9 protein-coding genes are annotated in these 21841 nt (G+C 52.9%); 6 read left to right on the top strand and 3 right to left on the bottom strand.

Annotated features, from left to right (window positions below; all coding sequences use genetic code 11):
• Positions 1-204 precede the first annotated feature (204 nt).
• The 3 genes from ACYVK4_RS33105 (at position 205) to ACYVK4_RS33115 (ending at position 8316) form a co-directional block, all read left to right on the top strand.
• The gene (locus ACYVK4_RS33105; RefSeq protein WP_461131867.1) at positions 205-3264 is read left to right on the top strand and encodes a SusC/RagA family TonB-linked outer membrane protein; all 3060 of its coding nucleotides are present in this window, start codon (positions 205-207) and stop codon (positions 3262-3264) included.
• 29 nt (positions 3265-3293) lie between these two features.
• Positions 3294-4862, top strand: coding sequence for a RagB/SusD family nutrient uptake outer membrane protein (locus ACYVK4_RS33110; RefSeq protein ID WP_461131868.1), 1569 nt, complete (start codon positions 3294-3296; stop codon positions 4860-4862).
• Between the two features lie 94 nt (positions 4863-4956).
• Positions 4957-8316, top strand: a complete 3360-nt coding sequence (locus tag ACYVK4_RS33115) for a VCBS repeat-containing protein (protein ID WP_461131869.1) — start codon at positions 4957-4959, stop codon at positions 8314-8316.
• Between the two features lie 415 nt (positions 8317-8731).
• On the opposite strand, the gene ACYVK4_RS33120 is transcribed toward ACYVK4_RS33115, so the two are convergent.
• Positions 8732-10486 (bottom strand): hypothetical protein, encoded by a 1755-nt coding sequence (locus ACYVK4_RS33120; protein ID WP_461131870.1) that lies wholly within the window; start codon positions 10484-10486, stop codon positions 8732-8734.
• Positions 10487-11242: 756 nt separating this feature from the next.
• Between ACYVK4_RS33120 and ACYVK4_RS33125 the strand changes: the two genes are divergently transcribed.
• Positions 11243-14011, top strand: a complete 2769-nt coding sequence (locus ACYVK4_RS33125; RefSeq protein ID WP_461131871.1) for a DUF1553 domain-containing protein — start codon at positions 11243-11245, stop codon at positions 14009-14011.
• A gap of 1 nt (position 14012) precedes the next feature.
• Complete coding sequence (locus tag ACYVK4_RS33130; protein ID WP_461131872.1) at positions 14013-15521, top strand: DUF1501 domain-containing protein; 1509 nt, start codon at positions 14013-14015, stop codon at positions 15519-15521.
• A 231-nt stretch (positions 15522-15752) separates the two neighbouring features.
• On the opposite strand, the gene ACYVK4_RS33135 is transcribed toward ACYVK4_RS33130, so the two are convergent.
• On the bottom strand, positions 15753-18641 hold the full coding sequence (locus tag ACYVK4_RS33135; RefSeq protein WP_461131873.1) for a glycoside hydrolase family 2 protein: 2889 nt from the start codon (positions 18639-18641) through the stop codon (positions 15753-15755).
• Positions 18642-19150: 509 nt separating this feature from the next.
• On the opposite strand from ACYVK4_RS33135, the gene ACYVK4_RS33140 reads away from it, so the two are divergent.
• Positions 19151-20263 (top strand): acyltransferase family protein, encoded by a 1113-nt coding sequence (locus tag ACYVK4_RS33140; protein WP_461131874.1) that lies wholly within the window; start codon positions 19151-19153, stop codon positions 20261-20263.
• A 159-nt stretch (positions 20264-20422) separates the two neighbouring features.
• Here the strand turns inward: ACYVK4_RS33140 and ACYVK4_RS33145 are convergent, their stop codons facing one another.
• Positions 20423-21463 carry a ScyD/ScyE family protein gene (locus ACYVK4_RS33145; protein ID WP_461131875.1) on the bottom strand — a complete coding sequence of 347 codons (1041 nt, stop codon included), beginning with the start codon at positions 21461-21463 and terminating at the stop codon, positions 20423-20425.
• Positions 21464-21841: the final 378 nt, after the last annotated feature.

The following is a 21841-nucleotide window of genomic DNA, read 5'->3' on the forward strand; positions in this document are numbered from 1 at the left end:
GGAACCAGATAAGGCATAGTGTTAAAAAATCATTAAATCATCCATTATTATCAAGATTCTCTCCATTGAATAAATGAGCCTGGCCCGTCAATTTTGCAAATAATAGACTTAACCTGATAAAAGTTTGTATTTTATCAGTACCAACAAATCAACAGATTCTCATTCTCTCCCAATCCAGTCCTATAATTTAACGCTCATAAGCTTATGCAAAACACTTTACGATGCCTGCAACTAATCTGTTTGCTGGCCATGTCAACACTCACCGTTCTGGCCCAGTCTCCTGTATCGGGACGGGTGACGGGGGAGCAGAATGAAAGCATTCCCGGCGTAACGGTGTCGGTAAAAGGCACCACTCGCGGAACGACAACGGATGCTACGGGAACCTTCAAAATTAACGCAACCAGCAATGAAACGCTGGTATTCAGCTATGTAGGGTACATCAGTCAGGAAACACTGGTAGGCAGCAAAACGGATTTCGCCGTTAAACTCGTCCCCGACACCCGGAGCCTGGAAGAGATTGTGGTAGTGGGGTACGGTACCGTTAAGAAAAGTGATTTGACCGGTTCCGTATCAACCATCAAAGCCGAAGCGATCAAAGAAATGCCGGTGGTTTCTGTCGACCAGGCCATTCAGGCACGGGCAGCGGGTGTACAGGTCACACAGAGTTCAGCCGCTCCGGGCGGGGGAATATCCATCCGGGTGCGCGGGGCCAACTCCATCAACAGCGGTAGTGAGCCGCTCTATGTTATTGATGGCTTTCCTCTGTATCCAGACAATGGCGCTATCGGCACCGGGGGCAACCGCCAGCCAACCAACGCCATGGCGACCATCAACCCAAATGAAATTGAGAGCATCGAAATTCTGAAAGATGCCTCGGCAACGTCTATTTACGGCTCGCGGGGCGCTAACGGTGTGGTGCTCATCACCACCAAACGGGGTAAGGAAGGCCAGAGCCGGGTCGATTATGAAGGGTCGTATTCGACGCAAACCATTGCCCGCAACATCGACGTGCTGAACGGTGCCGACTACGCCCGTTACCTGAATATTCTCGAAAAAAGTCAGGGCGGTAGTCCGCGCTTTACCGATGCCCAGATCAGTCAGATTGGGCAGGGCACGAACTGGATGGATGCCATTTCACGTACGGGCGGCCTGTCGAATCACCAGCTTTCGTTTACGGGCGGAAACAAATCCATGCGCTACGCCGTGGTGGGTAACTACGTAACCAATAAGGGCGTTATCGAAAATACGTTCTTCAAACGTTACGGTTTCCGGCTCAATCTCGATAATGATTTTCTGAATGGCCGGGCTACGCTGAGCAACAGCTGGTCGTACAACCGGACGGGAAACAGCAACGTTCCGACGGATCGGGGTGGCCCGGGCGGTATCATCATTACGGCACTTGGCCTCGACCCAACGGTGCCGATTTACGACACCAACGGCAACTACAACTACCCCAGTTACGATCAGCGGTTCAATACCAACCCATTGGCCGAAGCACAGCAGGGCTACGACCGCGACAACCTGAACCGGTTGTTTGGTACCACCGCCCTCACGTTCAACATCATTGACGGCCTTAAATTCCGGACCAGCATAGGAGCCGATGTACTGAATGCCGAACGAACTACATTTTATAATAGCTCTACGTACCTCGGTCGGCAGTACGATCGGCAGCTGGAGAAAGCAGACCGGAACGTAACCAGCCTGTTAAACGAAAACATCCTGAGTTATAACAAACAGCTCGCACCGGGCCATACCATCGACGTGACGATGGGATATACCTACCAGAAAGAGAACAACCTGTACAATGCGGTGGCCACGCGGGGACTACCTTCCGACGACGCACTGTCGGTAAACCTGCAAAACGGCAGCAAGCCGCAGATTCCATTTTCGGGTCGGCAGGACTGGACCCTGCAATCCATGCTGGGCCGGGTGAATTATAACCTCAACGACCGGTACCTGCTCACGTTCACCTTCCGGCGCGATGGTTCGTCCAAATTCGGGCCAAACAACAAATGGGCTACTTTCCCGTCGGGCGCTATCGGGTGGCGGGTCGTTAACGAGAACTTCTTCCAGAACTCATCCCTGGGTAAGGTATTCAACGACTTCAAGTTCCGGGCCAGCTATGGCCTGACGGGTAACTCGCAGATTCCGGTGTACCGGTCGGTGGGTGGTCTGGTGCCGTACAACTACGTGTTGGGCAGCAACCTGGTGGCGGGCTACGGCCCCGACCGGATTGCCAACCCTGACCTCAAATGGGAAAGTACGGCCATGCTGGATCTTGGTCTGGACCTGGCTCTGCTGAATAACCGGCTCTCTATGACCTTCGACGTATTCAGCAACAAAACCAGTGATCTGCTACTCGATGTGTCGATTCCACAAAGTACCGGATTCAGTACCATCCTGCTCAATTCGGGGTCGCTGACCAACAAAGGCATTGAGTTTTCGACCAACTACAAGGTCATCAGCAGCAAAGCCCTGACCTGGGATGTGAGTGGCAACATTTCGGTGTTGCGCAATGAAATCACCAGCCTGGGACAGAGTACGCCCTTCTTCGCCAACAGCACGAGCGGTCACCTGGGCGTTTTCGGGAGCTGGGTAGAAGCGGGCAATCCCATTGGTGTGTGGAAAGGCTATAAGTACACGGGCCTTTTCCAGACCGACGAAGAAGCCAAAACCTTTGCGGCCCGCGCAGGCTACCCGAAATATGAAGACGTGAACGGCGATGGTAAATACACGTCCGACGACTACCAGATCATTGGCAATCCGAACCCGAAGTTTACGTGGGGCCTGAACTCTACCGTGAAGGTCAGCAACTTCGATTTCTCGATTTTCTTCCGGGGCGTACATTGCAATCAGGTGCGTAACCTGCAGCAGTCCGAAATGGGGGATGGTGTTCAGAAAATCAACCAGATCGCCAACATCCTGACCGATTCCTGGACGCCCACCAACACGGGTGCCAGCCGCCCCGTTATTGATGGTCGCCGGGACTTTATCTCCTTCCGCCGGTCGTCGTTCTTCATCCAGGATGGCTCGTTTGTCCGGTTGCAGAATGTGGTACTGGGCTATACCGTACCCGTCAGAACGAAGTTTATTCGCAGCGCCCGCGTTTACGCCAGCGGCCAGAATCTATTCCTGATCACAAAGTACAAAGGCTTCGATCCCGAGGTGAACAACCAGGGACAGAACAACCTGAACCGGGGCGACGATTATGATGCGTACCCCCGCGCCCGAATGCTGACATTCGGTGTAAATCTTGGCTTATAACCTCAGAACCTTTAAAGACAACATTCAGCATGAAAATCAATCTGTCTCCCCGAATTGCTTATCCGCTTGTGGTGGCACTGATGGCCGCTGGCGCCGGTTGTTCGGACCTCAAGGAAACCCCGGACTTCATCAACCCGGACACATTCTATAAATCGGCCAAGGAACTCCAGTTGGGGGTCAACGGCGTTTATGACGACGTGAACTCCGGCTTCTCCGGCTATTTCTACGATCGCTACGTATTCGAGTGCCTCACCGGCGACCAGATCGGCTGGGAAAAAGGGCCGTTGCAGTATAACCTCGGCAACGTCAGCTCGGCGGATGAGTACATCGAAGCATACTGGTCCATCAGCTACCGATCCATCAACCGGGCCAATGCCGTTATCGAAACTGCCGACGCGATGAAAGATCCCACCAACGATGCGCTGGTGAAGCGTTTGAAAGGGGAAGCGCAGTTTCTGCGGGCTTTTTATTACTACGGTCTGTTGAGTTATTTCGACAACCCGCCCCTGACCACCAAATCGACAAAAGGCATCAGCGAACTCCCCAGTAATACGGGGGGCAAACGGGCGGTTATCGACCAGATCTATGCGGATGCTAAAGCCGCTGCCGAGGTGCTGCCCGCTTCCTATACGGGTGCCGATGCCGGCCGGGCGACGAAATGGGCCGCCAAAGCGATTCTGATGAAGGCACAGCTGTGGGACGAGAAATGGGCCGATGCCAAAGCTACCGCCGAGGATATTGTCAACAACAGCGGCATTCAGCTGTTTGACAACTTCGCCTACAACTTCGACCAGGCTCACGAAAATCAGGGGGAACGTTTATTTGAAGGCCAGGTATCGGCCGCAGCCAACGCCAACGAATACAATGTGCATTCAGCGCACTTCAACCCGGAAGACTACCCAAGCGAACTGGGCGGAGCGGGCTGGAGCTGGCTGAGTGCCACGCAGGAGTTTCGGGCTTCGTACGATGATAAGGACAAACGAATTGATGGCACTTTTATCGAGACGTACCCTACGGGCCGCTTTGGTAAAATTGACGGGGCTTACCCAATGGTAAAATGGAGTCCAAAAGCAGACTTTAACCTGTCGCGCTTTGGCGGCATTGTCAAGTCGGATGCGAACCCCCGCGACCCTGCCCAGATGATTTTTGGTAAGGCATGGGCCGGCAAACTCGTTGAGCTGGGCACCAACTGGACCAACACCGAGCGGAATACCATTTACCTGCGTCTGGCCGATGTGCTGCTGGGCCATTCGGAAGCCTGCAACGAAAGCGGCCAGGGGGATAAGTTTATGGGTATCAACAAGGTGCGTGCCCGTGCGGGGTTACCTGCCCTGAGCGGACTGAGCCAGTCGGCCCTGCGGGATGCCATCATCAAGGAGCGCGAGCAGGAGTTCGTTTTTGAGCAGGTGATGTATCCGGAGTTACGGCGGAAGAGTAAATTCGGGGGTACGCCAGATTACCTGGGCAGCCACATTAACCATTACATTACCAAGTACGGCGCGGGCCGGACCCTCAAAGCGCGTGATTATGTGCTGCCTCTGCCGCTGAAGGAATTACAGGGCAATACCAAGGTGACTCAGAATAAAGAGTGGCAATAGCAGGCACAGGGTATGAAATCAAAAAAGGGCTCATTATGGCCCTTTTTTGATTTCATACGCACTAATTATTCCCGTTTTAGCAATAACTTTCCCCATGAAATACGTAGCAGCGGTCTGGTTTCTTTGTTGTTTGATGGCCTGTTCGCGGAAACCCGATACGTTATTTACGACCCTTTCTTCGGGCGAATCGGGGGTCGATTTTCAGAATAGCGTTACCGAAAACGACACCGTCAACCTCGTCGACTACTACTACGTCTACAACGGCGGGGGCGTGGCTGTAGGAGATGTCAACAACGACGATTTGCCCGACTTGTATTTCACCGGCAATCAGGTCGGCGATCGACTATACCTGAATATCACGAAACCCGGCGCTGCCCATCCACAATTCAGAGACATTACTCAAACGGCGGGTATCCGTAAAGCGGGCTGGTCAACAGGGGTAACCATGGCCGATGTCAACGCCGATGGCTTACTGGATATCTATGTCTGCAAATCAGGCAACTACCCCGGCATCAAACGAAAAAATCAACTGTACATTAACAAAGGCAGCACTGCCGGCGAATCGCCCCGCTTCGAAGAACAGGCTGATCAATACGGGCTGGCCGATACAACCTATACCAATCAGGCAGCTTTTTTGGATTATGACCACGATGGTGACCTCGACGTTTACCTGCTGACCAGCACCAACCAGATTCGTAACCCCAATCAGGTAACCCCCGTTATTGCCGATGGCACCGGACTGGCCAACGACAAACTTTACCGCAACGATTCTGATGCCCGCAGACACCGGTTCACCGACGTGACAACGTCGGCCGGGATTCTGCACGATGGGTTTGGCCTGGGACTGACGGTAGCCGACTTCAATCAGGATGGCTGGGAGGATATTTATGTAGCGAACGATTTCCTGGCGAATGACTTTCTATACCTCAACAACCGTAACCCAAAGGCAGGCGAACCGGCCTTTAGTGAGGTGGGCAAACGCTATTTCAAGCACCACAGTCAGTTCTCCATGGGCTGCGATGCGGCCGATATCAACAATGACGGACTAACGGATCTCGTCGTGGCCGACATGTTGCCCCCGGACAATGAGCAACGGAAGAAAATGGCAGGACCGGCTAATTATCAGCAATTTGAAGCCATTCTCCGGCAAGGTTACCACCCGCAGTTCATGCGGAACATGCTCCAGATAAACGGAGGAAAAGCCCCCGACGGACGCATGGTCTTCTCCGAAATAGGACAGTTGGCTGGCGTGTCGGCCACCGACTGGAGCTGGTCGCCGTTGCTCGCTGACCTGGACAATGACGGTTGGCGCGACCTGTTTATCACCAACGGCTACCTTCGCGATATCACCGACCTGGATTTCGTTTCGTATAATAACACCATGGCGCAGAACGGGAGTCATGACCCGACCGAAATAAACCGGTATCTGCGGCAGGGGGCCACCAAAATGCCCAGCATCAGCAAGCCAAACCGCTTTTTTCGGAATCAACATGACCTAACCTTCGACGACGTGACGGCAAATTGGTTCGGGGCTGAACCCTCCCTCTCCAACGGAGCCGCCTACGCCGACCTTGATCGCGACGGTGACCTTGATCTGGTGGTCAACAACATCAATCAACCGGCCTACATCCTTCAGAACAACACGGCCAACACACATTACATCCAGCTAAAATTACGGGGACCGGCACGGAATCCTTTCGGTCTGGGAGCCGATGTGACGGTGTACAGCCGGGGGCTGACGCAAACCTATCATCAGGCCGTTACCCGTGGCTACCAGTCATCAGGGGATTACATTATTCATGCCGGGCTGGGAGCCGCCAATCGGGTTGATTCCGTGCGGGTGGTGTGGCCCGACGGGAAGACGCAGACACAAACGACCCCACCCATCGACCGGCTGCTGACGCTGGACTATGGGCAGGCACGACCGGTACTGGGTCAACCGGAACCTCCATCGCCCACGTTACTGACGGACGTGACACGTAGTTCCGGCCTGACCTTTACCCATCAGGAAGAGGGTTATCTCGATTATAACCAGGAGCCGTTGCTACCTCATAAACTCTCGCAGCAGGGACCGAAACTGGCCTCGGGTGACGTTAATGGTGACGGGCTCGACGACCTGTTTGTGGGTGGCTCATTCCGGCATTACGGGAAATTGTTCCTCCAGACAACGACGGGGCAGTTTATCGAAAAAGCGTATACCGATGAGTCGCAGCCGAAAGATGAGGAAGATGTGGGTGCCTTGCTGTTCGATGCCGATGGCGATGGTGACAAAGACCTTTATATCGTGAGCGGTTCCAACGAGTACTACGATGGCTCCGGCTACTACCAGGACCGGCTCTACCTCAACAACGGCAGCGGAACGTTCACCAATGCCACGGACCATTTGCCCGCCATTCGTCACAGCGGTTCGTGCATTGTGGCGGCTGATGTTGATAAAGACGGCGACCTCGATCTGTTTCGGGGGGGGCGGCTACGGGCGCTGCAATACCCGCTGTCTGGTGAAAGTAGTTTGCTGATCAACGAGGGCGGGCGTTTTCGGGATGCCACCGATGCGCTGGCTCCCGGCCTGAAGTCGGCGGGAATGGTCACCGATGCCGTCTGGGCCGACATCGACCGGGATTCGTGGCCCGACCTTGTGGTGGTGGGCGAGATGATGCCGATAACCGTTTTCAGGAGCAATCGGGGGCATCTGGACGTATGGAAAAGCCCGTCGCTGGCGGGTTCGGAAGGGTTCTGGAACTGCATTCGATCGGGTGATTTCGACCACGATGGCGACCCCGATTTTGTGCTGGGTAATCTCGGCATGAACAGTCGTTACCGGCTTTCCGCCAGGCAGCCCATGCGCGTGTATGCGGGGGACTTCGACGGTAACGGACGGCTGGATGCCATCTCGACCTATTATGTGCAGGGGCAGGAATACCCCATAGCCTCCCGCGATGAGTTGGGCAGGCAGTGGCCGGGTATCAAAAAACAGTTTACAAACTACGCACTCTATGCCAAGGCTAAACTCACAGACCTCCTGTCGCCGGAGCAGCAGAAGACCAGCACCCAGTTGCAGGCCTGCGTTCAGCAAAGCAGCCTGCTCGAAAACGTTGGGAACGGCACCTTTCGGTTAAAACCCCTGCCGATGGCGGCACAGTGGGCACCCATTCAGGATTTTCTGGTCGACGATGTTGACCGGGACGGTCACCTGGATGTGCTGGCCGTTGGCAATGCGTATGATACCGAATCGATAGCCGGGCAGTACGACGCCCTGACGGGGCTGCTGTTACGGGGCGACGGACAGAGCCGATTTAAGCCAGTACTGTTCCCGAAAAGTGGCTTTCTGGCCGATGGAGACTGTAAAAGTGTTGTGCGATTGACCAGTAAGACGAGACCGCTATATGTGGTGTCGGCAAACAAGGCCCCTTTACGACTATTCGAGGGGCCAAAAGGGATAGCCCATACACATTAGGAAATTTATCATAGGTTGGTTGTATAAAGGCTGTTTCGGGTTTCCAGACAGTCTTTTTTTGTGCTCCCCTTGCGTGTGTCTCTAGCCGGATAGCTAATCCTTTAGCAAGGAAATGTGAGTGAAACAACAGGCCGCCCACAGTATCCATCACTTGACAAAAAGCAAGAAAGTTGATCAGCACCGATCACTAACCCAACCGGTAGCCGAAAATGATACATTGATCAAGGAGATAGCCATGAAAGACAACCGCAATTTTTCAATACGATCAGTCATCCTTACCAGCCTGAACAGATTGTCGCGGACAAACGGGCGTTAAAAGGGACACCTTATTTTAATACCTCTCCCCTACTACGGGTACAAGGGCTACCGGGCCTGATGGATGCTGTCTGTTTTGCGCATGCGCAGCATCCCCGCATCAACGAACCAGCAGCATGACGCGTGGAGCAGGAGCACTTTCAGCGTCCACCGCGAATTCGGTAACCGGCGCGTAAATCCAGAACGTTGCGCTGGTTTGGCCACGAGACCACCAGTGCACACCCCGCCCCGCCTTCGAAAACAACTTGCCAGAACTGCGCCAATAGATCGTAGTCGGCTTCCCTCTCTCTGTGTTATCTGCCAGTGCCAATCCTGCAGGGCGCAGGAGACGAATGCCATATACGAACCTCTTTTCCGGAAGCGTCCAAATTTCGTTCATCTTGCCGGTGCTGTCTGCATGTACCCTGGCCACATCCGTCAGCGGCACCTGGCGAAAGGCCATTTCAGACCCAAGGTGCGCCAGGGCGCCCGCGTGTTTCGTTCGGAGGGCCGCCAGCCGGCCTTCGAGAAACTTGTGCCCGTAGGCACCGCCGTCCTCCGGAAAGGGAAGGAGTGCCTTCTGATGCGCAGCGATGATCTGCGACGGTGGCTGGCCAGCGCGGATATCTGTCTCCATGGCCCTTACCGCCTGACGGCGGCCTTTTGCATACTCGCGACCCAGGTCAAAGTTCAGGCTGACCAGCGAGAGGACGAAGAGAAACAGCACGCCTTGTATGGCGCGCGCGATATCCGGACGGCTGAAGGCGCCCCAGGCCAGATAGATCCAGCAAAGCGCCGGTACGGCAAACAGCGCATAGCGGTTAGGAAAGCCGGTGCCCTGTCGTCCGATTCCCACGCTGAGCAACATACCACCAAAGGCACCCAGATAAAACAACAGGCAAAGCGCGTGGGAGCGCCTGGCACCGTCTGCACTTCGCAGCGCCCCCACGAGCACCAGTGTGGTAGCGACCATCATGGCGACGACGAACACTTCGACAAGCGGTTTGAACCTGCCAGCAGCGGGGCCGAAACCCTGTGCCAGAAAGGCCACACTCGTTTGCAGTACGGCCCACGGGTCGTGTGTAACGCGCGCCTTGATATGAAGGTCGTTGAAGTAGAGCGGGATAAGCGCTACCGCTATGGCGCCGATCGTCCAGATGGCAAACGCTCCAGCGCGGGCTTTTCGTTGAGGAGATTGAAAGAGATTCCGACCAGCCGCGAGCAGCCAGAGCGCAAAACCCGGCACAAACACCAGTCCAGCAATGCCGCAAAGTGGAAGTGCCGCTACGGCCACCGCAGCGATCAACGCAGTGCGCAGAGTCGGCTGCGCTGCCCAGCGTACGATCACCAGCAACAGGGCAATGGCAATACCAATCGGAATCACCTGCGTAACCTGCCAGCTCCAGAGCAGATTTTCGTAGTGCCCCCAGCTCAGCAGCGCCAGCGGAAAAAACGCATCGGCATAGCTGACGAAACCCCGTTGGCGTGAGGCCAGTTTTACTGCCCCCGCTGCGAGTGCGGCCAGCAACACAATATTGAAGTACATACCGGCACGGAAATCCCACCCGCTCAACGAGTAGAGCGCGATCAACACGAGCTTGGGAAGCGGAATACGATGTTCATTATGCTGGCTCCACAACCAGCCTGCGTCAACCGGCTGCTTGATAACCAGCGCGTCGGTCATCACCCAGTCATCGTAGTAAGGCACGTTGTGGGCGTAACGGATTACGAATACGAGCGCGACGAGGATTGACAACGCCCACACACCCCAAACAAAAGTTGGGCGTGTAAATTCCGTCCATTGGGTGTTGCTGCTGTTTTGTATTAGGGTTGTTCCCCCTGCCGGAACAAAGCGGGTGTGCTCGCTTGTGGCCATAGTTATACGGTGGGCAACAAAAAAAGTGCGCGTATACGGCCACTCAGGGAAGCAACTATTTGTAAAGAAGTTGAACCTATATTCGACATGTTATTTATTCGCAGTTGAGCCATCGTCAAAGGTCGGGTTAAAGGTGAATAGCCATGCACGCCTAATCGAATTTAATATACGACGCTTTTCATCAAAGTATCAGATGACCGTTTCATGATTCTCCGTAGATTTATTTATCGGTTGGTTTTGACGTACGCCAACTGGGAACAAGTTTTGATTTTACATGGTGAGTAAACCCCAGGCTTTCCCACGTCAATGGCATGATTGTGCATCTGCCCCAGCCAAATGCCTGAGACGCGGCTTCGTTATTGCGGGCATACCCATGCGGCACGCCTTCGCGGAGAAGTTAATTTTTCGGGTTGGGGCTGACTGGGCTAGCCATTCTGAAAGAACTATTCGGTGACTTATGTTGCATCCACCATTTGACCGTTACCGGCCAGCTTGTTCCAGTAAGTCTAACGATATGTCAGTAGTGATTGCCTTATCCTCGTTCGGTTATCTGTCTCGGCAGACGTTCAATTTTTGTTACACAAACTCCCTTAAGTCAGGTGATGAATTTTCCGGCCGGCCGGTACCGCATGAAACGGCAAAGGCACCCGCCAGCGTTTTCGTAATCATAAGAATGTCCATGAAAAGCGAAATTTGCTCCATTCCGGCTAGGATTATAATGGCTTAAATTTGTGCTGAGTCAATATTTCTCAGCGTATGCACCTAAAATCGTTCATCTTTATTGGAATAGGAATTGGGGTGGTGCTGGTGCTATCCTCTTTTTTCGGTTTGTTTGAGGAGCGAGTCGATTTCAACACCCAGGTTAAACCACTCCTGAATAAAAACTGCATTGCCTGCCATGGCGGAGTCAAAAAAGCGGGGGGCTTTTCGGTACTGTTCCGGCACGAAGCCGTTGCCCCTACCAAGTCAGGAAAGCCCGCAATTATTCCCGGCGATGCCGATGCCAGTGAGATGATTCGACGGCTCACGCTGGAGGACCATACCGAACGGATGCCGCTGGAAGCCGCCCCTCTTAAACCAGACGACATTGCTTTGCTTCGGAAGTGGATCGACCAGGGCGCCGACTGGGGTGACCACTGGGCTTATACGCGCATCGAAAAACCCGACGTACCTGCCATTGGCACGTTCTGGAGCCGGTTAGGGCTAAGCACCCATACCGAACTGGACTGGGCCAAAAACGAGATTGACCATTTTACGCTTCAGAAAATGAAGGCACAATCTCTGCAGCCTTCACCCGAAGCAGACCGGGCAACCCTGCTCCGGCGCGTATCGCTCGACCTGACGGGCCTTCCCCCAACGGAACAGGAAGCCGCTGCTTTCTACAACGACAAATCAGCCGATGCTTACGACAAAGTAGTCGACCGGTTGCTGGCCTCACCCGCATACGGGGAACGCTGGACGGCACTCTGGCTCGACCTGGCCCGGTACGCCGACTCGAAAGGTTACGAGAAAGATACCGAACGAAAAATCTGGCGTTACCGCGACTGGGTTATCAATGCCTTTAATCGCGACAAACCTTACAATCAATTTGTGGTGGAGCAACTGGCGGGCGATCTGCTCCCCAACCGGACGGATGCCGAATTGATTGCCACCGGTTTCCACCGCAATACCATGACCAACGACGAGGGCGGCACGCAGGATGAAGAGTTCCGTACGGCGGCCGTTATCGACCGGGTAAACACCACCTGGGATGTATTCCAGGGCACTACCTTTTCCTGCGTACAGTGCCACAGCCATCCTTATGACCCGTTCACACACGATGAATATTACAAATACCTGGCCTTTTTCAATAACACCCGCGACGAAGACGTCACCACGGACACGCCAACCCTTCGTTTCTTCAAAGACCAGGATTCCGTTCACGTAGCAGACCTTAAACGCTGGCTTACAACCCATCATACCCAGCCGAAACAGGTGGAGGAGTGGGTCAATTTTGTCCGGCTTACCGAGCCCAAGATCAACTCGCATGACTTTGACCAGTATGTAAACGCTTCGCTGCTGGATGCCAAATACTTCGGGGTGCAGGATGGAGGTTCGGCCCGCATCAAACCCGTTAACCTGAGCGGCATCAACCGCTTTATCATGGCGATTGGCACTCAGTCGAAGGACGCTGTCCTGACAGTGCATCAGGATAGCCCGAATGGCCCTTCTTTGCTGACCATACCCGTACCGAATACGGGAAGTCAGGGAAAAGATACGGTCATGATGTATGCCCTGCCGCAGGTTACCGGCCGACATGCGCTCTACCTGACACTGGCTAACCCCGGGCAGCCCAAAGACTGGGTTGTTATAAAATGGGTATCCTTCCGTCCCGCGCTGCCGGGAACGCCGTCCACAGCGCTGGATGCTATGGACGTGAAACTTCAGGCTTTGTTGAACGCGAAACCCGAGTCGACCCCAGTACTGGTTGAAGCTACGGGCGATCTGGCGCGAAAAACGCACATTTTCGAGCGCGGGAACTGGCTGGTAAAAGGAAAACAGGTACAGCCGGATGTACCAAAGTCATTACCTCCCCTACCCCCCGATTCGACCGGCAAGCCGCTGCGAAACCGGCTGGGACTTGCCCGGTGGATGGTCCAGCGCGAGCATCCCCTAACGGCGCGGGTAGCAGTTAATCGCTTCTGGGAACAACTGTTTGGCACGGGGCTGGTTGAAACGGTCGAGGACATGGGTACACAGGGGATTCAGCCCACCCACCGGGAATTGCTCGACTACCTGTCGGCAGCATTCATGGACACCGACCATTGGTCCATGAAACGCCTGCTGAAGCGTATGGTAACCTCCGCTACGTATCGGCAGCAATCGGTGGCTTCGGCCGATCTGGTCGCCAGAGATCCGTTCAATACCTGGCTGGCGCGGGCCCCCCGCGTTCGGCTGACGGCCGAGCAGGTACGCGACCAGGCACTGGCGGTGAGCGGCCTGCTGAGTCACAAACGGTTTGGTCCCAGCGTGAAGCCCGTGCAGCCGGACGGCATCTGGCAATCGCCTTACAACGGCGAAAGCTGGAAACTGAGCGACGGAGAGGATCAATACCGCCGGGCCATTTATACCTACTGGAAACGCACCGCACCCTATCCGTCCATGACTACCTTCGACAGCCCCAGTCGGGAGTTTTGTCAGGTACGGCGCATTCGAACCAACACGCCGTTGCAGGCACTGGTTACGTTGAACGACCCGGTATTTATGGAGTCGGCACAGTCGCTGGCCAAAAGGATGCAACAACGTGGAAAAACCCCGGAGCAGCAGATAAAGGCTGGTTTCCGGCAGATTACCCAGCGGGATGCGTCCCCGCAGAAAATGACTGTACTGCTGAAATTATACCAGCAGTCAGAAGCATACTACAAAGCGCATCCGGCCGATACCCGAACCTTCCTGGGCCGTGCAGATGCCAAGCCGCACATGGCCGCGCTGACCGTTACGGCCAACACGTTACTCAACCTCGACGAGACAATCACGAAAGAATAAGATGAAAAAGTTACTCGATGAACTTCAGCAGGCTGCCCTCCAGCGCGAAACGCGTCGGCATTTTCTGCATACCTGTTCCACCGGGCTCGGTGCCATGGCACTGGGGTCTTTTCTGGAAAGTTGTGGGTTTGGCGATAAAGCCGCAGATAAAAAAAGCGTACAGGCACCCGTTATAGGTAGTCCTGATGCATCGCCGATGGCGGGGCGACCGGCCCAATTTCCGGGTAAAGCCAAACGGGTGATTTATATTCACATGGCGGGGTCGCCCTCGCAGCTTGAACTGTTCGATTATAAGCCCGAACTGGTCAAATACAATGGTAAAGACTGCCCGCAGGAATTGCTGACGGGCAAAAAATTTGCGTTTATCCGGGGCGTTCCCAAAATGCTGGGGCCGCAGGGGAAATTTGGCCAGCACGGCCAGTCGGGGGCGTGGGTCTCTGATTACCTGCCCCATTTGCAGGGCGTGGTCGATGATATCACGTTCCTGAAAGCCATGCACACCGATCAGTTTAACCACGCTCCGGCGCAGTTGCTGATGCATACGGGTTCGGCCCGCCTGGGCAGGCCCAGTATGGGCTCCTGGGTAACGTATGGCCTTGGTTCGGAGAATGACAATCTACCCGGCTACATCGTGCTCGCATCGGGTGGCAAGCAGCCGGATGCCGGTAAATCGGTTTGGGGAAGTGGCTTCCTGCCGTCGGTCTATCAGGGCGTACAATGCCGTACCGATGGCGACCCTGTCTTGTATGCGTCCAATCCGGCAGGGATGTCCCGGGATTTGCGGGGCAAGACGATCGAGGCTATATCGGCCATTAATCAGCAGCAATACAACGATGTAAAAGACCCGGAAATTCTGACCCGGATTGCGCAGTATGAGCTGGCTTACCGGATGCAGATGTCGGTACCGGATTCCATGGACATCAAAGGCGAACCACCGTATATCCTCGATATGTATGGCGTTGACCCAAACAAAGGATCATTTGCCCGGAACTGCCTGCTGGCCCGGCGATTGGTGGAGCGCGGTGTTCGTTTCGTACAACTCTTCGACTGGGGCTGGGACACGCACGGCACCAGCGCCGACGGGTCCATTGATGTGGGCCTTCACGATAAGTGCCGCCAGTCGGACCAGGCGGTAGCGGCTTTATTAAAAGACCTGAAACAGCGCGGATTGCTGGACGATACATTAGTCGTGTGGGGTGGCGAATTTGGCCGGACGCCCATGCAGGAAAACCGGGATGGGCAGACACTGCCCTTTATGGGTCGGGATCATCATCTGGACGCGTTCACGGTTTGGATGGCGGGCGGGGGCGTTAAGAAGGGGTTTTCCTTCGGCGAAACGGACGATATTGGCTACTACGGCGTGAAAGATCAGGTACACGTTCACGATCTCCAAGCGACGATTCTGCATCTATTAGGCTTCGACCATGAAAAGTTAACCTATCAGTTTCAGGGCCGCCCCTTCCGGTTAACCGATGTGGCCGGGAAAGTAGTAAAGCCCATTCTTGCCTAGTACATACTTAAAAATATACCCCTGGGGAGCTATGGGTTGAGTCAGGCTAACCGGTACTTCAACCATAAGCTAAACCATGGTTTCAGTTGCCCCGTAGCGAGGGTGCTCAAGCGATCGAAGAAAACCCGTTGCGCTGACAGGCATGTCACCAGGGAGTGTGATACACCGGTCGAAAGCATACCAGCCCATTGACTGCACTTCGACGCACCGTGTTTTAGTCAGAACGTATATTTATTTCTCTGCAGGTGCATAAGCCTTAACGTTTTCCTCGCTGAAAAGCGACCGAACGTTGTCCAGATCGAGTTGCTGAACTGGCGTAAACTTCGAGCTATTCATATACTGCAGTAAGCTGTACTTTAGCTGTCGGGCAACCGGGCGTTTTGCCAGATCGTTTTCGAGATCGATCGTACACACCATCAACTTCCCTTTTCCGACTTTTCCCTCAAACGCCAGGGATAGGCGTCGGTTTTCAAACCAGGTATCGATGGGTTGTATCAGGGGGCGAAGCTTTGTCGGAAATCCGTCCAGAATGACTGCCTGCGAGTGGCTGACGATATCATGCCACTGAAAATTGCTGTGCGATTCGGTAGGAAACGAAGCAAAAAGCGGCTGAGCCGGATCACAAATAAGCCCCAGTGTATGAGGAGCCTGGCCTTTGGTCCAGGATGTATTCCAAAACACAGAGGAAAACCCAATCTTGACCTCGGCCCCCTTACCTTCTTTGACGTGGCCATAGGGTAGCAGCAATACCGAAGCGCCCTCCTGTAGCTTCTGAACTATGTCGTTGGTCAGTGCCTGGGTGATTAGCACCTTTCCCGTTACCGCTGCCGGATCGGTTCCGGCGGGATAAACCCAGATGTCCCAGCTGTTGGTAAACTCGCTGCCTTTCAGCACAACGCTTAATTTCAACTGCTGGGACGTTTTAATCATCGATAGCGGAACTTCGATGGTACCTATAAACTGGGCGTTGTCGATGCGAATTTTATCTTTGGTAAATTGTCCGCTGCGTTTAATGGCCCCTTTCGCATCGGTAAGCCGCCAAAGAATCGTCTGATCTCTTAACTCTGATGCGCCAAAATGAGCGATCTCTAAAGCTGCCGTCAAGGTTTGGTTATTCTGGTAAACCAGTTTATCCATCCGGGCCAATAGCACAGTCGGATTACAGAATGTCCGATACTCGCGGGCGTTGGTATACGATTTGGGTTCGTAAAATGTGTTCATTGCCCCCACCAGCGCCGTCCCTTGACCGGGAAAATCGTGTAGTCCGAGCAACTGAAAACCGCCAAATCCCGGCGTTCGGAGGGCTGCTTCGATATCAGCTTTGTAACACAAGGTTTGCAACCGTCCAGATGACTGTAAAAAGGCCTCGGCCTGATCGCCCATGCCATTGGCTTCCAGGGTTTCTTTAAAAATTTCGAAGTTCGTTGGCTTCACCACCCCCGTGTACTTGCCCATTTCTTTGAAGTCCGGATAGACACACCATTGCCCGATTTCGTGGCTGATGTAAGGGACTGTGGAAGTCTTGATGGTATCCCGCCAATCGTAACTGGTTTGGGGGGCTCGTTGATTAATAATACTGGCAAGCCCTTCCTCCCAGTGCTGAATGCGGGCATTGGAATGAATATGAAACTGATTCTCCGGGAGCATGGGCCAGCCCGCTCCGCTGGTATAGAGTCGACGAGGGTCCGCCTGTTTAAAGTGGTCGACCCACCGACCCAAAAAGTCATGCTGATGGCGGCCACCTGGCTCATTGCCGTATGACATCATACAGAAAGAGGGATGATTTCCATATTGCCTGATGATACGCTCAGATTCCTGATAAATAAACGTATCAATTAGCCCATCGGTCCCCACGGCACTACCCTGATTGGCCCATAAAGGGCTCTCGACGTACAAGTATAGTCCCAATTTATCGGCTACCCGGAATGCGGCATCGGGTGGGCACCAGGAATGAAACCGCAGGTGGTTAAGGCCATACTGTTTCAGAGTGGTCATAATTTTCTCCCAGGGAGCTTCGGAAGTTGGCGGATAGCCTGTCAGGGGAAAAGCGGCACAATCCACGTCACCCCGTAGAAAAACCGGTCGGCTATTGACCGTAATGCGGGTACCTTGGGTACTAATCTCCCGCATCCCAAAGTGTATTTCCGTTTCACGAACGAGTTGCCCCTGTTGATCGGTCAGCTGAGCCACTACCTGATAGAGATTGGGCGTGAACTCGTCCCACAAAACCGGATCCGGAATAGAATAGGTGGCCGTCAGGCTGGCAATTTCAGTAGAGAATGATACTTGTTGCACCTTAAGGGGTAAAACTCCGCCCTTCTTCGATGGGTTTTTTACCTGTACGCTAAATTTACCTGTAAACTGTTGGTGCCGAGGCTGCCGAACGGTCACAGCCAGGCGAATGGTCTGATTTTTAAGGTTTGGATAAACCTGAATATCGTCAAAAAATACGGGATCGGTGGCTTCCAGGGCTATGTCTCCAACAATGCCGTTCCAATTTGTTTGCGTGTGATCGGCGATGCTGTGTGAATTAGGGCCAATGTGGAGTTTTATGCGGTTATCAACCCGAATAGCGATTGTATTCACACCTGGCTTAAGATACCCGGATACATCAAACTGGTGAGGAGTAACCAAACTATTGCGGGTTCCGCAAAACTCTCCATTTACGTATACCATCGTTTCCCAATGGCAGCGTTCGAGGTTTAGAACAATTCGTTTTTTGCTCCAGTCCGCCGGAATAGTTACCTGACGTCTATACCAGGCGGGTCCAACATAGTAGTTGACCGGTTTCAGCCAGAATGGAATCTTTATATCGCCCTGCCGGTATTTTTGATATTTGGGGGAAACAAAATATGTACTATCAAAAATGTCACCCGTCCAGGGTGTGTCCAGTGTAACAGGATTGCCTTTGCCCTGTTCAGTCAATGATCCCGGCAAATTGATCTGGTCCGGGTAGGCGCCAAACCAGTAGTGCTTACCTAGTCCGGAATCGGTCGGATCTAATCTAAGGTTCCATGAACCTGCTAATGACACCTTCGATTGGGCTTGTACAGAACGATTGCAGACGCTGAGGCAATAACCCACCGCCAATAAAAAGTAGCATACAGAACGATAAGGCATTCGGGTATCAATAAAAAAAAGGTTAGGATCAGGGGGCTTTGTTGTACACTGATTTTAATGGCAAAAAAAAACCATCAATTCCCCGTAAACCATAGTTGTTCTTCGGAAAATGATGGATGATTTTAAAACCGGCACGCTTTGCCGGCTCGTTAACTTAGAGAAAGCCCAGTTTAGTTGGTATACATGAACCGGTTGACAATTATGTCAGGTGTGATCAGGTCCGAATAAGGCCGGTTGGGTCAAATCATATGTCTGTTCGGCTTTCGCTATCAGGCATTTATTTTCCAATATGCCCCTCAACTAATTTGGTCGAGTAGTTTATAGACTACTATAACTCCTATAAGGGGCTTCGATCTGACTGATGTACCAATTTTCATTTGAAAGCAAACGAATGAGCTATTGGGTCGTTACGAGAACACCGAGTTGCCTGGCCGTAAAGAAAAAATAAATATAGTAACCATTACTCATGGTGGGCACCCCCTTGATTTGCAACAAATTGCCAGCCATTGATGAATAAGCACCACTTGGGTACAAAACCGCATTATCAACTATTAGATGGACTTCGGGGAGTAGCTGCTCTCATTGTGGTAGTCTTCCACCTGACCGAACCATTGGCCCGCAGCCACCTTGACAATGTGGTAAACCATGGGTATCTGGCCGTTGACTTCTTCTTTCTCCTGTCCGGCTTTGTCATTGGGTATGCGTATGATGACAGATGGGATAAACTAACCATCGGCAGCTTTCTACGGCGACGGGTCGAACGACTCCAGCCACTCGTTGTGTTAGGCATGACGCTGGGTGCCATTGGCTTTTATTTTGCCGACTCAACGATATGGCCCCTGATCCACACCGTTCCTTTGTGGAAGCTGATCGTCGTTATGCTCATCGGCTACACGCTGATTCCCATTCCCCTGTCGATGGATATTCGCGGCTGGCAGGAAATGCATCCGCTTAACAGCGTTGGCTGGTCGTTATTTTTTGAATATATAGCGAATCTGCTGTATGCGTTGGGGCTAAGGAAATTATCGAACAAAGCATTAGCTTATTTTGTCGCTCTGGCTGGAGCCGTGCTTTTGCATTTTGCCGTTACGAGTCCGGCCGGAGACATTGCCGGTGGCTGGACACTCAATGCGGAACACATGCGGATCGGAGTCATACGCACCTTGTTTCCATTTTTTGCCGGCTTGCTTTTGTGGCGGGTATCGCGGCCTGTCTCTATCAACAAGGCTTTCGTATGGAGTAGCCTGCTGGTAGCAGTTGTTTTGTTTATGCCAAGACTAGGCGGAGCAGAACATCATTGGATGAATGGCCTCTACGAAGCTTTTTGTATCATCATTGTCTTTCCAGCGGTCGTCTACATTGGGGCCAATGGTGTGGTACATACGCAAATGGAAGCTAAAATTTGTCGCTTCCTGGGTGAGCTTTCATATCCCTTGTACATGACACACTATGTGCTTGTCTATTTTTATGTGGCCTGGGTAAGCAATCACAAGGGCATTACCTTATGGCAGGCCTGGCCTTATGCGTTACTCACTTTTTCATGCGCAGTCGGCTTGGCTTACGCCAGTTTGACGTGGTACGATAAACCGCTGAGGGCCTGGCTACGGAAAAAGGTGAACTGATGGAAAGGCACTTACATAGCGGCAATCGGGTATGTCAATTAGGAGTGTTTTGAACGACACGTTATTGTTTGTTTCGTTTGAGGATCGTAGGTGCACCGGCATTTTCACTAACTGTCCGGTGGTCCGCCATCACGGCTCAATCAGCGATAAAGGCATCAATTAAAGAGTCACTCGCTGAATCGTTCCATCGAAAGTCCGGGCGATGTAGTAAGTATTGGCGCTGCTCCGTTTAATGGAGTTGGGGAAGTTAAGGCCACTCAGCAGGCGGGTATTACCCTGAGACGTGGACCGGACGATCGTTCCCGATTGGTCTGCAAAACCCTGGCCCGTCCAGGTGCCGTACTCCAGCACAAGTGGCTGTTGGTTTTCGTCCAGTTCCAGATCGGTCAAAGTGGTCAGACCCGTTTGATACGTCGATTCGTTGCCCTGCAGATCATACTGATAAATGGTGGCTCGTCCACCTGGGTATGGGTAGCCCGTAAAGTTGCTGACCAGAAAGCGCTGCCCATCGAAAACAATACCCGTGGGTACGGCTTCCAGCGTATCAGCGCCCGGCGTTATAATGGGCGGAATGGTGGCAAAGACGCTCAGCGCATGGGTCGTCGCATTACGGCGAATAATGGCGTTGGCTGCAGCGTCCACGATGAACAGGTCGCCCCCGGGTCCGATCGTTAAATTGAATAAATCTGACGCATCCGTATCATCGGCAAACGGATACGCTTTCACAAACTCACCCACAGCCTCGTAAGTCAGCGATTGAGCCGACACGGGCGGGTTACCCGGCTGAAACGAGGTAATATCGAATGAATAGAGCCGACCTTCAACACCGTGAACCAGATAAAGTGTCGTTCCCTGCAACAGCAGGTGATTTAAGCCAAAGACAGCCCCCTCCGGACTGACCTGTGAAGTAAATCCGGTTACCACCGGCCAGACTTTACCCTCTGGTGTAATCATTGACAACTGGCCATCATTGGCCGTACCACTCCCTGCCTGGGTAACCCAGACTTGTCCCTTGCCATCGGTTTCAACGCCCAGCGGAGCAACCAGTCCACTAGCGAATGGAGCAATTTGGGGTTCAGGCAGGTCTCGATGATCCTGACAACCCATACTGCCAACCAGAACCCAAAGCACTAAACGAAACGAAACGAACAATCCGGGAAACCGATTATCGAAAGCAAGACGTTGGTAGATGGATTTCATATCGACATAATTATATGAATATATGTATCACTCTACAATATAACCATTCCTGCCAATTACCTGGTCAGTTAATCCATTCAAAATGAGCCAACGGAAATGAGTAGTACTTTTTGAGGTTTGTAAGTACATCAGTAAGTTCCAAACGCTTAAATAGATCCGTTTAAAAGGCGGTCGCGGTGTGTAGCCTTAAGCTGCTTCGTCTATAATGAGCGGGTTTCAAGCGTTTTACTATCTGCCTGATGTAATCAGTAACACAAAGAATTAAAAGTGGTCCTCATTTCACTTGAGATGAAATAAATTACATCTAAATATAAATACTTAATTCTCTATTAATCAAATGGGCTACCGTAGCCACTGTTGCCAACCGTATAAACCTGT

Source organism: Spirosoma aerophilum (assembly GCF_054782495.1).